The sequence below is a fragment of the Salinibacillus xinjiangensis genome, assembly GCF_009649735.1.
GTDB classification, from domain to species: Bacteria; Bacillota; Bacilli; order Bacillales; family Alkalibacillaceae; genus Salinibacillus; species Salinibacillus xinjiangensis.
Genome location: NZ_WJNH01000009.1, coordinates 50,727 through 65,846 on the forward strand (window position 1 = coordinate 50,727; position 15,120 = coordinate 65,846).

At 39.6% G+C, this 15,120-nt stretch carries 14 protein-coding genes and 2 riboswitches; of the genes, 11 read left to right on the forward strand and 3 right to left on the reverse strand.

Translation table 11 applies throughout. The features are described from left to right. Positions 1-31: 31 nt before the first annotated feature. Positions 32-133: riboswitch (purine riboswitch) on the forward strand. Between the two features lie 162 nt (positions 134-295). The 5 genes from guaA to GH754_RS13855 all read left to right on the forward strand — a co-directional run bounded on the left by guaA (position 296) and on the right by GH754_RS13855 (position 6,721). Continuing rightward, the gene (gene guaA / locus GH754_RS13835) at positions 296-1,837 is read left to right on the forward strand and encodes a glutamine-hydrolyzing GMP synthase (protein WP_153729285.1); all 1,542 of its coding nucleotides are present in this window, start codon (positions 296-298) and stop codon (positions 1,835-1,837) included. 84 nt (positions 1,838-1,921) lie between these two features. After that, positions 1,922-2,022, forward strand: a riboswitch (purine riboswitch). 135 nt (positions 2,023-2,157) lie between these two features. After that, positions 2,158-3,480 carry an NCS2 family permease gene (locus GH754_RS13840; protein WP_153729286.1) on the forward strand — a complete coding sequence of 441 codons (1,323 nt, stop codon included), beginning with the start codon at positions 2,158-2,160 and terminating at the stop codon, positions 3,478-3,480. 520 nt (positions 3,481-4,000) lie between these two features. Then, positions 4,001-4,966 carry a nuclease-related domain-containing protein gene (locus GH754_RS13845; protein ID WP_153729287.1) on the forward strand — a complete coding sequence of 322 codons (966 nt, stop codon included), beginning with the start codon at positions 4,001-4,003 and terminating at the stop codon, positions 4,964-4,966. Positions 4,967-5,049: 83 nt separating this feature from the next. Beyond that, a complete protein-coding gene (locus GH754_RS13850) occupies positions 5,050-5,613 on the forward strand; it encodes a sigma-70 family RNA polymerase sigma factor (protein WP_153729288.1) in 564 nt (187 codons plus the stop codon). Beyond that, complete coding sequence (locus GH754_RS13855; RefSeq protein ID WP_153729289.1) at positions 5,594-6,721, forward strand: leucine-rich repeat domain-containing protein; 1,128 nt, start codon at positions 5,594-5,596, stop codon at positions 6,719-6,721. Before GH754_RS13850 ends, GH754_RS13855 begins: the two co-directional genes overlap by 20 nt. A 388-nt stretch (positions 6,722-7,109) precedes the next feature. On the opposite strand, the gene GH754_RS13860 is transcribed toward GH754_RS13855, so the two are convergent. Continuing rightward, positions 7,110-7,538 (reverse strand): Hsp20/alpha crystallin family protein, encoded by a 429-nt coding sequence (locus tag GH754_RS13860; RefSeq protein ID WP_153729290.1) that lies wholly within the window; start codon positions 7,536-7,538, stop codon positions 7,110-7,112. A 137-nt stretch (positions 7,539-7,675) separates the two neighbouring features. On the opposite strand from GH754_RS13860, the gene GH754_RS13865 reads away from it, so the two are divergent. Genes GH754_RS13865 through purB form a run of 3 tightly spaced genes read left to right on the forward strand, consistent with a single transcriptional unit; the run spans position 7,676 to position 9,805 of the window. Further along, positions 7,676-8,230, forward strand: coding sequence for a DUF2179 domain-containing protein (locus GH754_RS13865; RefSeq protein ID WP_153729291.1), 555 nt, complete (start codon positions 7,676-7,678; stop codon positions 8,228-8,230). A gap of 24 nt (positions 8,231-8,254) precedes the next feature. Further along, complete coding sequence (locus tag GH754_RS13870; RefSeq protein ID WP_153729292.1) at positions 8,255-8,452, forward strand: NETI motif-containing protein; 198 nt, start codon at positions 8,255-8,257, stop codon at positions 8,450-8,452. A 57-nt stretch (positions 8,453-8,509) separates the two neighbouring features. Beyond that, complete coding sequence (gene purB, locus GH754_RS13875; RefSeq protein ID WP_153729293.1) at positions 8,510-9,805, forward strand: adenylosuccinate lyase; 1,296 nt, start codon at positions 8,510-8,512, stop codon at positions 9,803-9,805. Positions 9,806-9,839: 34 nt separating this feature from the next. Here purB and GH754_RS13880 read toward each other — a convergent pair whose 3' ends face one another. Beyond that, positions 9,840-10,106 (reverse strand): YgaP family membrane protein, encoded by a 267-nt coding sequence (locus GH754_RS13880; protein ID WP_153729294.1) that lies wholly within the window; start codon positions 10,104-10,106, stop codon positions 9,840-9,842. Positions 10,107-10,189: 83 nt separating this feature from the next. On the opposite strand from GH754_RS13880, the gene GH754_RS13885 reads away from it, so the two are divergent. The 3 genes from GH754_RS13885 to GH754_RS13895 are packed head-to-tail and all read left to right on the forward strand — an operon-like array spanning position 10,190 to position 13,369. Then, on the forward strand, positions 10,190-11,926 hold the full coding sequence (locus GH754_RS13885) for an adenine deaminase C-terminal domain-containing protein (RefSeq protein WP_153729295.1): 1,737 nt from the start codon (positions 10,190-10,192) through the stop codon (positions 11,924-11,926). A gap of 46 nt (positions 11,927-11,972) precedes the next feature. Continuing rightward, on the forward strand, positions 11,973-13,046 hold the full coding sequence (locus GH754_RS13890) for a DUF3048 domain-containing protein (protein WP_228550269.1): 1,074 nt from the start codon (positions 11,973-11,975) through the stop codon (positions 13,044-13,046). Between the two features lie 20 nt (positions 13,047-13,066). Next, positions 13,067-13,369, forward strand: a complete 303-nt coding sequence (locus GH754_RS13895) for a YerC/YecD family TrpR-related protein (RefSeq protein ID WP_153729296.1) — start codon at positions 13,067-13,069, stop codon at positions 13,367-13,369. A gap of 41 nt (positions 13,370-13,410) precedes the next feature. Here GH754_RS13895 and GH754_RS13900 read toward each other — a convergent pair whose 3' ends face one another. Beyond that, entirely contained in the window at positions 13,411-14,796 is a 1,386-nt protein-coding gene (locus GH754_RS13900; RefSeq protein WP_153729297.1) for a glycine--tRNA ligase, read from the reverse strand. Between the last annotated feature and the right edge of the window lie 324 nt (positions 14,797-15,120).

Here is a 15,120-nt window from a genome sequence, read left to right on the forward strand (position 1 = left end):
CCAGGTGACACGAGATTGATAGAATGATGAAAACTTAAACCGAATATTCCTTCATATATCCTCGAAAATACGGTTCGAGAGTCTCTACCGGGATACCTTAAATATCCTGACTATGAAGGCAGAGAATAGATATACGTATGGGATTTCTGCCTTCAGACTGGGCAGAAATCTTTTTTTATACTTTAAGAAAATATAAGATTAGTCGGATTAAAGTATAAGAAAAGACATCGAATTTCGCCATTTTTGGCGAAACTCGTGCTTTTCTAATATCACCACACCATAAGGGGGAAGATCAATGACGATTCAAAATCCAGAAATGATTTTAGTACTAGACTTTGGCAGTCAATATAATCAATTGATCACAAGACGTATAAGAGAAATGGGTGTTTACAGTGAGCTACACTCACATAAGCTGTCTGCTGCTGAGATTCGGGAAATGAACCCAAAAGGAATCATTTTATCGGGTGGACCAAACAGTGTTTATGCAGAAAATAGCTTTCGCTGTGACCCTGCCATTTTTGACTTAGGCATTCCGATTTTAGGTGTTTGCTATGGTATGCAGCTGATGGTTGATCATTTTGGTGGAAAAGTAGAGCGTGCCAAGGATCGTGAGTATGGAAAGGCACAAATTGAGGTTCAAAACACAAATGGTTTATTCCGCGAGTTACCTGAAGAGCAGGTGGTTTGGATGAGCCACAGTGATAAAGTAATCGAAACTCCTGATAACTTCACAGTAGATGCAGTTAGCCCTTCATGTCCAATTGCTGCGATTAGCTCTGTGGATCAAAACCTTTATGGTGTTCAATTCCATCCTGAAGTGAAGCATTCAGAGTATGGAAATGACGTCCTACGAAACTTTATTTTTTCCATTTGTAAGGCGGAATCAAACTGGACGATGGAAAACTTTGTAGAGCTTGAAATAGAAAAAATTCATAAAGCGGTAGGAGACAAAAAGGTGTTATGTGCCCTTAGTGGGGGCGTGGACTCCTCTGTTGTGGCTGCACTTATTCATAGAGCTATAGGTGATCAACTAACCTGTATTTTTGTCGATCATGGATTGCTTAGAAAAGACGAAGCAAAAACAGTCATGGAAACTTTCCGCGATGAATTTCATATGAACGTCATCAAAATAGATGCGAAGGACCGTTTCCTTGATAAGTTACAGGGTGTCTCAGATCCTGAACAAAAGCGTAAAATCATTGGGAATGAGTTTATCTACGTATTTGATGATGAAGCATCAAAATTAGAGGATGTAGACTATTTAGCACAAGGAACTTTATATACGGACATTATTGAAAGTGGTACCGACACGGCGCAAACGATTAAGTCTCACCACAATGTAGGTGGCCTGCCTGAGGATATGCAATTTGAATTAATTGAGCCTTTAAACACACTATTTAAAGATGAGGTTCGGGAGCTCGGGCTTGAACTTGGGCTACCAGAAGAAATTGTTTGGCGTCAGCCTTTCCCAGGTCCAGGTCTTGCTATTCGCATCCTTGGAGACGTAACCGAGGAAAAATTAGCAATTGTTCGCGAGTCTGATGCCATTTTACGTGATGAAATAGCTAAGGCAGGCTTAGATCGGGAAATCTGGCAGTACTTCACCGTTTTACCGAACATTCGTAGTGTAGGGGTTATGGGAGATAGCCGGACCTATGATCATACCATTGCCATTCGAGCTGTTACCTCTGTGGATGGAATGACTTCGGACTGGGCTCGTATTCCTTTAGATATTTTGGAAAAGATCTCAAATCGCATGGTCAACGAGGTGGAGCAAATTAATCGCGTTGTGTATGATGTGACGAGTAAGCCACCTTCTACCATTGAATGGGAATAAGCGAACATTATTCTTGGATTTTGTCAAAAATATTCGTTTATTTGTTGACAGACAGACAAAAACAGGTTACGATTTAAATGAATTAAATAAATAACTGAACACCGTCGTATAATTTTGGGAATCGGCCCATGAGTTTCTACCGGACCACCGTAAATGGTCTGACTACGAGGTGATTGCATAGGTTTATGGGGTTGTCCTGGGTGAAAAGGGCTAGTCCTTTTGCAATTTCCTTCCGTACGTAGACACTCTTGGTATAGATGCCAAGGGTGTTTTTGTTTTGATAGCTTCGGTGTTTCACATAAAAGGGGAGGAAATGGAGAATGAAAAAGTATTTTAACTTTGACCAGCTCGGAACGAATTATCGTACCGAAACCATGGCTGGGATTACAACGTTTTTATCTATGGCTTATATTTTATTTTTAAATCCGATCATATTAACCCTTGATGGTGTTGAGCTACCAGAGGGAATGACAAGAATGGATAGTGGTGCTGTCTTTACAGCAACCGCACTTGCTGCCGCTATTGGTACGTTAATCATGGGCTTGCTAGCTAAATATCCGATTGCACTTGCACCAGGAATGGGCTTAAATGCCTTCTTCGCTTACACAGTCGTTCTCACTTGGGGGATTCCTTGGCAAACAGCATTAGCAGGGGTACTCGCATCTGGACTTATATTTATTGTACTAACTGTATCTGGTTTACGAGAAAAAATCATTAACGCCATACCCGGTCAGTTAAAGCTTGCTGTCGGTGCTGGTATCGGTCTATTTATTGCTTTTATCGGTTTAATTAATTCAGGGATTGTTGTGGGTAACCCAGACACGTTGGTTGCGCTTGGCGACCTAACAACACCTACTACTCTATTAGCTATTTTTGGGATTGTTGTAACCGTAGCACTTATGGTAGTTGGAGTAAAAGGCGGTATTTTCTATGGCATGATCATTACTTCAATTGCAGGTATTGTTGTAGGACTTATCGACCCTCCTTCTCAAGTCGTAGGAAGTGTCCCAAGTCTTGCTCCAACCTTTGGTGAGGCGTTTGCGCACTTTGGTGATATTTTCACACTTGAAATGCTTGTCGTAATTTTAACGTTCTTATTTGTGGATTTCTTTGATACAGCGGGAACTTTAGTAGCCGTTGCCACTCAAGCAGGTTTCATGAAGGATAATAAGCTTCCTCGTGCGGGGCGTGCATTGTTCTCTGACTCAGCTGCAACTGTAGCGGGCTCTGTGCTTGGTACATCCACAACCACATCCTATATTGAATCAACTGCCGGGGTTGGAGTTGGCGGACGCACAGGCTTTGCATCCATAGTAACAGCAGCATTATTCGTGTTAGCTCTGTTCTTCTCACCATTATTAGGTGTCGTGACCTCGCAGGTGACAGCAGCAGCATTGATAATTGTCGGTGTATTAATGGCTTCTAACCTGAAAAATATTGAATGGGATAAATTTGAAATTGCGGTCCCAGCCTTTTTAACGGTCATTGCGATGCCGCTGACTTATAGTATCGCAACTGGAATCGCAATGGGCTTTATTTTCTACCCAATTACGATGCTATTAAAGGGTAAGGCAAAGGATATTCATCCGATTATGTATGGCTTGTTTGTAGTGTTTGTGTTGTATTTTGTGTTCTTGAGCTAGTTTTATAGTTTTATTGAATCCCAGTTTGGCGCCGTGGTGGTGCTGAGCTGGGATTTTTATTTTTTGCTGAAGTGTGCGGGGCGGTGGTGACCGGAATTGTTCCGATGTTGACGTGACGTGAATGTAGATTGTTTTGACTTGATTGTGATGCGGTTTGACGGTATTTTGGGCTGCTGACAGGAAAAGGAGGTGAAGTGACGGGATTACCGTTGGAGGGCGACGTGATTAACAGCTGTACTGGATCGGATTCTCTTGCGGCCTGACTTAATTAATAGGTAAATAGACTGAATCAAACTCGTAGCCATATGCGTGGACGTAATAGTTCACTAATATGACATGAATCTATTACATATTGACCGGATTATTAACTCTTTTGACTGAATTCCTGATGTGGGAGACTTGATTAATTAGCCCACTCTCTTACTTATAATTTTTTCATCAAAAAGAAGGGGATTTTCGATCAATAGCGAAACTATTAATCATGTCGAAAAACATAGAATTTTAACTGAGGAGTGATAATTTGCTAGTTTTAAATCATGCTGTTTCCATGCGAATAAAAAAATTGCAGGCTTTATTGCGACGTCTGCCTGATAATCATCCGAAGCGTCCGGCTATAGAAGAGGAACTTGGAAAATGTGTTGCTGGACAAAAAGGTGAAAAGTCATTGGACTATTATTTAAGCTTTCTCCCCGAAAAGGAATTCCTCATCCTTCATGGCCTCAGACTCCCCTATCAAAGTTTTTACTTCCAAATGGATACTATACTGCTCTCCAAATCCTTTATTCTCATTGTTGAAGCTAAAAATATTTCCGGACATCTACTATTTGATGATACGTTTAAACAGCTTATTCGCACTAAAGATGATGGAACGAGGGAGGTTTTTCCTGATCCCTTGCAACAGGTGAAACATCAGAAATTTCAGTTTCATAATTGGCTTAAGGAACACAAATTTCCCAACATTCCACTTGAACATTTGGTAGTGATGACTAACCCAAATTGTATTTTGAAAACCACCAATCCAGAGTCAGTATACGTAAAGAAGGTTCTCCACAGCACTTATTTATTAGAAAAAATTGAACAAATCCAACAGTCCTATATTAAGGAAGCAGCAACAAATAAACAAATTCATAATTTATCCAAACGACTTATGAAACGAAATGAACCAGAAGATCCAGATTTCTTTGACAAGTTTAATATGGTTAAATCTGAGTTAATCCCTGGGGTGCAGTGTCCAAGCTGTTCTACTTCGCCGATGTTTAGAAAAAACGGAAAATGGCAATGTCCTCAATGTCCTACGTCCTCTAGAGATGCTCACATGCAAGCTCTCATTGATTACTCTCTTCTTATTGATAACTCTTTAACAAACAGAGAAGCACGAAAATATTTACAAATAGAATCCCCGACAGTTAGTTATAAAATTTTACGATCGTTAAATACACAGTATCAAGGTTCAACCAAAAGTAGAGTTTATGATTTAAAATTTTAGTATAAGTTTTATATAAAATGTGGGACCTTTTAAAATCTTAGTCGTCTAAAAGGTAAGAGCAAGAGAAAGTTGGTGATTTGGCTTTGGAATCCTATGATACCGAAAATAATGATTTGGACATCGCCTTATGGCCAAGAGAAAGAGCTATAGAATATGTGATTGATAACTATGGAGAAACAGTTAAAAGAATAATATTTACGTATGTGAAAAATTACGTAGCTACAGACGACCTTTTTCAGGATTTTCTGATCACGGTTTATAGGCGGCTCGATTCTTTTCAGGGAGAATCTAAATTAAAAACATGGTTATGTCGAATTGCAATTAATAAATGTAAAGACCACTTAAAATCTCCTGTGAACCGGATTATTTACCTGCGAGAACATATTCATGACACGGGCCATAGCAAATCACCAGAGCAACTCTCCATTAAGGATGAAGAACGTCAGCAATTGATTAATGCGATATTTTCTTTGTCCATAAAATATCGTGAAGTCTTGGTGCTGCGTTATTATCAATCCCTTTCGATTAAAGAAATCAGTGAACTGCTGCATCTAAATGAGTCGACGGTAAAAACGAGAATAGCTCGCGGTAAAGGGAAACTGCGGTCTAAGCTAGGGGGTGTGCAGTTTGACGAAATCGAATCGTAATTATAAGGATGCTTTTGACGACTATATAGGTGAAGAGCCTTTGGTGAAAAAGGAAGATAAAGAACGATTTTATCGATGGCTCCACCAAAAAGAGAAAAAGAAATCAACCTCAGCACACTGGAGGCCGAAATTGGCAACTGCAACACTCTTTGTAGGTGCAATTGTGTTTAGCTTTATCTATTTACAAGATGCTTTTCCACAACCTGAAGAATCAGACCAACCTCCAGTAGTGGAAGAAGAGGAAACGATCCCTTTTGACCAAGTGCGGGAACAGCTAGAAACCATTATGTCAAAATATACAGTGGGAATGACTAAAGAAGAAGTTCAAGAAACGTTTGGGCAGGGCAAAGTTTATGAGGGGCAATCGGAGACGGATGGCTCCACTTATGAAGCGGTTGAGTATCAATTTATCAAAACTACAAACGAGAAAATCTCCCTGCATCCGTGGTCACCGGATCATGTTGAGTACTATATAAATGGTGACATCGGCTTGAGTTTCAACGTAGTGTGGGAGGAAAATGGTTCATCCTATGCGTTTGCTAGGTACTTAAATGAAAAGGGAAAACGAATTTCTACCGTGGATTTTAGTTCTGATGGCTCTATCTACAAGGATGGCAAATTTATCGAAAATGACCTCTATCAAATTGAGGCGTCAGGATTTTTCGTGGAAAATGTAGCTGCATCATTACAAAAGGCACCTGAGTATATATCAGAGGAAGATTTAAAAACACTCCAGAATTTAAACATAAAGCCGTTGAGTTCAACAGACCGTTTTCAAGAGCTTCTTCCGCATGATTATCAGTATATTAAACAAATGAAAAGCCTGGAAAGACTATATTTAAAAGGCTATACCCTACCAATGTCCGTACTGAAATCGCTAATAAATTTAGAAACGTTGATTATAGAGGACGTACAGAATCTAGGATTTTTAGAAGAATTAGCTCCATTAGAAAACCTGTCTTATTTAGATATACATCAAACAGAGATTACAACCGTGTCAGGATTGGTTGAACTGAAGAGTCTTAACCAGGTTGTTTTAAATAAAGGTAAAGTAACGGATTGGGAAGTTCTCGAGGAAAATGGGATTGAAGTAGTGGAATCACCATAATGAGATGAATCATTATGGTGATTCTTTTTATTTGTGGAAAGCGACGGGATTTTGCGAGTTGCGACTGGAATAATGGATAAGGTGGCGGGATTATTGCGCATGGACGGAATAATGGGGAAAATGACAGGATTATGATGAAGGCTGACTTGATTACTTCAGGTTAAGACGTGATAACTCAAGCTTCTAACAGGAATTACTAAAAAGCTGACTAGATGACAATTACGCCCATAACATCCAAACGGGAATAACTACAATTTTGACTTGATTCCCTTAAACATAAGACTGAATTCCCTACACCACCGACCGAATTCCCCGGAGAAACGACCTGATTAATCCGCTTCCGCCCTACCCAATCATCGTCATTAGTACAAATCCTCCCCCACAATCCCTACTCATCCATCACCCGTACCGAAACTCTATGCTTATTAGACTCCTTCGTTATCAATCTGTATAGCTGAATGGTAAGTAAGCCGTTTTGGTAAATGGCATCAATTTTGTCACTGCGGACGGGGAATGGAAGGTCGATTTTACGGTCAAAAGCCCCCTGTAAAATTTCCTCTTGCACTAAGTGCCCCTGTACAGGTAGACTAATGACACCTTGGATTTCTAAAGTGGCATAATCAACGAAAATATCGACACTTTTAACTTGCTTCATTCCGGGTACATTACATACAACGGTGATTTCGTTATCGGATTGGTACATATTAATTTGTGGAATGGGTGGCTTTAAAATACCTTCAAACTCACTCCAAAATTGTTCGCCGAAAAAGTGATCCATATTCTTTTTCCAATCCTGCATATTCTTAAATGGATCCATATTTTTCCCTCCAATAAGTAATTCCTAATTCACCAACATCAAAGCCAAATTTTTCTAAAATATTCTATGCGAAAATTGGGCAGTGGGTGATTATTACGGAGGGAGTTTTCAAATGATAAGGTAGAGGAGGAAAACAAATGTTAGAGAATGCACTAGTGATGGTTGCGATTATATTAATCATTAATATTGTTTACGTTTCCCTTTTTACAGTGCGTATGATGCTGACATTGAAGGGGCAGCGATATACAGCAGCCATGGTCAGTATGTTTGAAACGGTGGTTTATGTTGTTGGTTTAGGCTTAGTGCTAGATAATTTAAATGAAATTCAAAATTTAGTGGCCTATGCCATTGGTTATGGTATTGGTGTTCTAGTGGGTACACGAATTGAAGAAAAGCTAGCGCTTGGATATATTACGGTCAATGTAGTCTCCACTAACCCTGATATCGAATTTACAAGAAAGCTTCGTGATCGCGGATATGGGGTAACGAGCTGGTATGCACATGGAATGGATGGAGATCGTCTATCCATGCAAATTTTAACTCCGAGAAAATATGAGCTCAAGCTTTATGAGACCATTCATGAAATTGACCCAAAAGCGTTTATGATCGCCTATGAACCGAAGACAATTCATGGCGGGTTCTGGGTTAAACAAGTAAGAAGGTTACGACGTAAGAAAAATAAACCTGAATAGCAGCAAAGTTTGGTGGTGTAAGATATGACGAAAAAATCAAAAAAGAAGCGGTTTAAGGTTGAAAATGGGGAATCGATTTCTGATTGTTTAGATCGAATTGCACAGGAAGGCTATACACCAATAAAACGCTTTGAAAAGCCTATTTTTAAAGAAACGGACAAAGGTATGGAGCCTGTGGCAAGAGATATTATGTTTGAAGCAATTTTACAGGATGAGGTCTAGATTTTTTTCACAGATACGGTATCATTAGGGTAGTGTGATACATAGGGGGAATTCGACATGATTGAACGTTATACGCGTGAAGAAATGGGAGCAATTTGGGAAGAAAAAAATAAGCTGAATGCGTGGCTTGAAGTTGAAATTTTAGCGTGTGAAGCGTGGAGTGAACTCGGGATTATTCCAAAAGAGGATGTCCAAAAGTTGCGCGAACAAGCTTCATTCGACTTGAATCGAGTCAAGGAAATTGAACAGGAAACGAGACATGATGTGGTGGCGTTTACGCGTGCCGTGTCGGAAACCTTGGGAGAAGAGCGAAAATGGGTTCACTATGGCTTAACCTCAACGGATGTAGTGGATACAGCTCAGTCATACCTTCTAAGACAGGCGAATGAAATTATTGAAAAAGACCTTAATAATTTCGTCCAAATTCTGGCTAACAAAGCAAAAGAGCACAAGTATACCGTTATGATGGGGCGTACGCATGGGGTGCATGCTGAGCCGACAACTTTTGGGTTAAAGATGGCTCTTTGGTATGAAGAAATGAAGCGAAACCTCGAGCGTTTTCAGGCAGCTAGACAAAGCATTGAGGTCGGAAAAATTTCTGGTGCAGTGGGTACATATGCCAATATTGACCCATTTGTTGAACAGTATGTTTGTGAAAAGCTAGGACTTGGAGCAGCTCCAGTATCAACCCAGACCCTACAAAGGGATCGACACGCTCATTATTTGTCTGTACTGTCCTTAATTGCAACATCAATTGAGAAGTTTGCGGTTGAAGTTAGGGGATTGCAAAAGACGGAAACGAGAGAGGTTGAGGAATTTTTTGCGAAGGGGCAAAAAGGCTCATCCGCAATGCCGCATAAGCGTAATCCGATTGGGTCTGAAAACATGACAGGCTTATCTCGTGTGATTCGTGGACATATGCTCACCGCCTATGAAAATGTGCCATTGTGGCATGAGCGTGACATTTCTCATTCCTCAGCTGAGCGTATTATTTTGCCTGATAGTACAATTGCACTCAATTACATGCTGAATCGTTTCGGCAAAATTGTTGAAAATTTAACCGTGTTTCCTAATAACATGCGTGCAAATATGGAGAAAACCTATGGCCTTATTTTTTCTCAGCGCGTTCTACTTGCTCTAATTGATCAAGGTATGGTACGTGAGAAGGCCTATGACCTGGTTCAACCAAAGGCAATGGAGGCCTGGGAAAAGGGGGTTCCGTTTAAGTCATTGGTTGAAAATGAAACAAAAATCACTAACGTTTTATCTAAGGAAGAATTGGACAAGTGTTTCGACTATGAATATCACTTAAAGAGTGTCGATGCTATTTTTGAAAAAATCGGACTAAACTAAAGAAGATAGGAGCTTAAGTGGCTCCTATCTTTCTTTATATTTCGTATTGATCGGCACTTTGCTTTCCTTGCGTGAGATTTTGTTTCACATTTTCAAACATATCGGTGTTATCAATCATATCTGTAACGGGACAGTACCTTACAATCCCTTCAGCAACCTTCATGGCACCTAAAACAATTAACAAGGAATTCATTTCACGATGGGGTTTTTTCACTAAACAAGCTGTTCCGTAGCTTACAGCCGTGAGCCCTGCCGTAATTCGTATTAATGCATTTATTGTACCCACATTTTTTTGTACCAAATTTATCTCTTCCCTTCACAGCGTTAATGTATTAAAATTTTACATAACCAAAGCTTTTTAGGCTACAAGGGGGAGGAACATATATGAGTTTTAATAGTCGCTGGAGGAATCGACAGCTACGCGAGCATGTTGCTGTCATTGATGATAAATTAATTCCAACGCTAGTATTGAAAAACGCAACCTATTTAAATGTTTATATAAAAAAATGGATGCAGGCAAACATCTGGATTTATGAAGATCGTATTGTTTACGTTGGTGATCGTCTGCCTGAGCATACGAATATACAAATGATTGACTGTCAGGGTCAATATTTAGTACCAGGATATATAGAGCCACACGTGCATCCATTTCAGTTATATAATCCCCATACATTGTCTCAATATGCATCTCAAACGGGTACGGCAGTATTTATCAATGATAATCTTACGTACCTTTATTTATTGGATAACAAGAAAGCGTTTTCTGTAATTGAGGAATTGGACGATTTGCCTACATCCTTATATTGGTGGGCCCGTTTTGATTCCCAATCAACCTTACAGGATGAGGAAAAATTTATACGAAAAGCCAATGTACTCTCATGGCTCAAGCATGATGCCGTTATTCAAGGTGGGGAGCTGACTTCCTGGACGAGTGTGTTAAAGGATGACGACCGGATGCTACACTGGATGCAGGAAGCCAAAAGACTTAGGAAGCCAGTTGAAGGACATTTCCCTGGTGCATCACTTGAAACGTTAACGAGAATGAAGCTGCTAGGAGCGGATAGTGACCACGAAGCGATTTCTGGTGAAGAAGCATATAAGCGTCTTATTTTAGGATATCGAATTGCTTTACGTCATTCGTCGATTCGTCCTGATTTACGGAAAATCCTACGGGAATTAAAGGATTATGATGTACATTCTTATGATAATGTGATGATGACAACAGATGGTTCTCCTCCATCGTTTTATGAAAGCGGAATTATGAACAAGTGTATTGAAATTGCGATTGAAGAAGGTGTACCTTTAGAGGAGGCCTATTTGATGGCTTCATATAATGCAGCGAAACACTTTGGGATTGACCACTTAGTAGGAAGTATTGGTCCTGGTCGAATCGCGCATATCAATTTTTTAAAGGAAAAAAATAATCCGACACCAGTTTCGGTTTTAGCAAAGGGCAAATGGATAAAATATGAAGAGAATATTCAATATGAGCAGCCTTCATTTGATTGGAAAAAGTATGGAATTAAGTCCCTATCCTTAGACTGGGAGCTACGTGATAGTGATTTTCGTTTCTTCGTTCCCATCGGTTTAGAAATGGCCAATGATGTCATTATGAAGCCGTTTACGATAACGAATGGCTTACAAACAGACGAAATTAGTGAAGATAATCATGAAGCTTTTCTTACCTTAATGGACCAGCATGGGGAATGGAGAATTGCTACTCTACTTAGAGGATTTACTAAAACCTTAGGGGGACTTGTGAGCTCTTACTCCAGTACAGGGGATATTACGTTAATTGGAAAAAGAAAATCGGATATTCGCATTGCCTTTGATCGGATGAAAGAAATCGGTGGAGGCATCGTGCTGGCTGATAATGGTAAAGTAATTTGTGAGCTACCGTTAAAATTAGCAGGAAAGCTTTCAGATGAACCGATGGAGGAATTAATTAAAAAAGAGAAGGAGCTTTCCAATAAGTTAAAGGAACATGGATATCAATTTACCGATCCAATCTACACATTATTGTTCTTATCAGCCTCCCATTTACCATATTTACGCATCACACCTAAAGGAATTATCGATGTAAAAAAGAAAGAGGTACTCTTTCCTACGATAATGCGTTAAAATATAAAAGGGGTAAAGGACAAAGACTTTAAAAAGGTGGGATACATTGACTAGAAATAGAGCAATTTTAATGATACTACTTTCGATGATGATTTTACTCGTTGCTTGTAAGGACGAGGAGGCATCCAATCAAAAAGATACTGAACAAGACGAACCAGCTATGAATCTCGATCAGGAACCTGCCGCTGAATCTGAGGAGCCTGAAGACGAATTGATTCATACGTATCCACTTACGGGCATTAAAACCGATGAAGAGATTAATAACCGTATTGTTGGAGTTATGGTAAATAACCATAATAAAGCACGTCCGCAAACAGGGTTATCACAGGCGGATATTGTATATGAACTACTTGCAGAGGGCCCAATTACGAGGTTTATTGCTTTCTTTCATAGTGAAACCCCAGAAATGGTGGGACCAGTAAGAAGTGCGCGTGAATATTATGCAGATTTAGCTTTAGGAATGGATTCGATATACGTTTATCATGGAGCTGCACAACATATTGAAGACATCATTTTGAATAAAGGTGCAGAAGTATTAAGAGGAATGGTTCATGATAATGATGGATTTTTATTTAAACGGGAAAGCTTCCGTCAAGCACCACATAATTCATACCTGCTTTATCCAAATGTATATGAAGCGGCTGAAAACAAAGGCATTTCTACTGAAAAAGAGTACGAACCATATCCTTTCTTATCAGAAAATGAAGTGGAAGAGTTAAGTGGTGATGAGGCAAGTAAAGTTCATATCGTCTATGATGATGTATATGAAAAAGTCACATATGAGTATGATGAGGCCAATGAAAAGTACATTCGTTATAGTGATGGAGAGAAATCTGTTGAATTAGAAACGGATGAGCCAATCATGCTAGACAATATTTTTATCGTTGAAACCGGACATCAGGTCATTGATTCGGCCAACCGTAGGGCTATAGATTTAGAGTCAGGTGGAAAAGGTTACTTAATTCAAAAGGGAATCGTAAAAGAGGTAAACTGGAAAAACGTTGATGGACGTATTTTGCCGTTTAATGGGGAAGAGCCTGTTGAATTTGTACCGGGTAAAACATGGGTGAATGTGGTACCCGAGTCACCTGGCATGGACCAATCTGTTCAGTTTAACTAAGGACCGGAGGAGGTAGAACGATGCAAATTGACAAGCTACGTGGGAAAGAATTAGATCAATTATTTCAAGCTATTTTAGCGTTGGAAGATGTCGAAGAGTGCTATAAATTTTTTGATGACTTAGCTACGATGAATGAGGTTCAATCTCTAGCACAGCGTCTGCAGGTTGCACGCATGCTAAGAGAAGGGGATACGTATCATGTTATTGAAAAAGAAACAGGCGCATCAACAGCTACAATTTCACGCGTCAAAAGGTGCTTGAATTATGGAAACGAAGCTTATGATCTTGTGTTAGATCGTATTTATCAAAAGGAAGAGGAATAAACAATAAGCGCATGGAAATTTATCCATGCGCTTTTTTATATTTAATATGAGATTTTTTCACTTAAGAACTGTTTTAATTCTGAAATTGGCATTCTAGTTTGCTCCATCGTGTCACGATCACGAACTGTTACTTGTTTGTCTTCAACAGAATCGAAGTCAAAAGTAATACAGAATGGTGTTCCAATTTCATCATGACGACGGTAGCGTTTCCCGATAGAACCTGATTCATCGTAGTCAATCATAAAATCACTAGCAAGCTCACTGTAAACCTCCTGAGCTTCCTTGGACAGCTTTTTCGAAAGTGGGAAGACAGCTGCTTTATACGGAGCAACTGCTGGATGGAAGTGCATAACAGCACGAGTAGAACCATCTTCTAATTCCTCCTCTTCAAAAGCATCAGCAAGGAACGACAATACGAGACGATCCAGTCCAAGCGCTGGTTCGATGACGTAAGGAATATAACGTTCATTGTTATTTTCTTGATCGATATATTGAAAATCTTCACCTGAATGCTCAGCATGTTGGGTCAAGTCGTAATCAGTACGAGAAGCAACGCCCCAAAGCTCTCCCCAGCCGAATGGGAATTTGTACTCCAAATCAGTTGTCGCATTACTGTAGTGAGACAATTCATCTTCCTCGTGATCGCGACGGCGAACATTTTTTTCATTTAGTCCGAGTGATAATAACCAGTTATGACAGAAGTCTAACCAATATTGATGCCATTCTTTTTCTGTTCCTGGTTTACAGAAGAATTCCATTTCCATTTGTTCAAATTCACGAGTTCTGAAAATGAAGTTCCCAGGAGTAATTTCGTTACGGAAGCTTTTCCCGATTTGAGCAATACCAAATGGTAGCTTTTTACGCATAGAGCGCTGAACATTTTTAAAGTTTACAAAGATTCCTTGCGCTGTTTCAGGGCGTAAAAAGATTTCATCACTAGAATCCTCTGTAACTCCCTGGAAGGTTTTGAACATAAGATTAAACTGACGAATTTCCGTAAAGTTTTTGGCGCCACATTCCGTACAAACAATATCGTTATCCTCAATCATCTTTTCCATTTCTTCAAAAGGAAGGCCATCAACGACGACTTCTTCCCCCTTTTCACCGAAATAGTTTTCAATTAACTTATCAGCACGGTGACGCGCCTTGCATTCTTTACAGTCCATCATCGGGTCATTGAAGTTCCCTAAGTGACCAGATGCTTCCCATGTTTTGGGATTCATTAAAATAGATGCATCTAAGCCAACATTATAAGGGGATTGCTGTACGAATTTTTTCCACCAAGCATCCTTTAAATTTTTCTTTAATTCCACACCCAATGGTCCATAATCCCAAGTGTTTGCGAGACCGCCGTAGATTTCAGAGCCTTGGAATACAAATCCTCTATGTTTGACGTGATTGACTAATTCATCCATGCTTTTTCCCATTCTACTTTTCCTCCTAAGCCTTATAATTTTTGTTGCTTCACCAGAACAAATGTTCTATAATGGTGATAATCATATAAAAAAACTCCCGTCTCTGGGCTTGTGCCCAGGGACGAGAGTTATCTCCCGCGGTTCCACCCTGATTGATGTAGTCAATCTACATCCTCTTTTAGTAAAATGTACTCAGAATTGCCTTTTCTCTAAATCATTCTCTAGGCTCACACCATCCCTAGATCGCTTCTTGAAGAGGATTTAGATACTATTCATTCCTCATTGTACTATTCAATTTCAGCCAACAAAGACGTCATTTATTTTTCTAATCTTAGC

What these genes read in the sequence shown, in the direction of transcription:
- GH754_RS13860 (WP_153729290.1), bottom strand. Translation starts at nt 7,538, where the DNA reads ATGGATCCATTTAAGAATATGCAGGATTGGAAAAAGAATATGGATCAC.
- purB (WP_153729293.1), top strand. Translation starts at nt 8,510, where the DNA reads ATGATTGAACGTTATACGCGTGAAGAAATGGGAGCAATTTGGGAAGAA.
- GH754_RS13870 (WP_153729292.1), top strand. Translation starts at nt 8,255, where the DNA reads ATGACGAAAAAATCAAAAAAGAAGCGGTTTAAGGTTGAAAATGGGGAA.
- GH754_RS13840 (WP_153729286.1), top strand. Translation starts at nt 2,158, where the DNA reads ATGAAAAAGTATTTTAACTTTGACCAGCTCGGAACGAATTATCGTACC.
- guaA (WP_153729285.1), top strand. Translation starts at nt 296, where the DNA reads ATGACGATTCAAAATCCAGAAATGATTTTAGTACTAGACTTTGGCAGT.
- GH754_RS13895 (WP_153729296.1), top strand. Translation starts at nt 13,067, where the DNA reads ATGCAAATTGACAAGCTACGTGGGAAAGAATTAGATCAATTATTTCAA.
- GH754_RS13900 (WP_153729297.1), bottom strand. Translation starts at nt 14,796, where the DNA reads ATGGGAAAAAGCATGGATGAATTAGTCAATCACGTCAAACATAGAGGA.
- GH754_RS13885 (WP_153729295.1), top strand. Translation starts at nt 10,190, where the DNA reads ATGAGTTTTAATAGTCGCTGGAGGAATCGACAGCTACGCGAGCATGTT.
- GH754_RS13865 (WP_153729291.1), top strand. Translation starts at nt 7,676, where the DNA reads ATGTTAGAGAATGCACTAGTGATGGTTGCGATTATATTAATCATTAAT.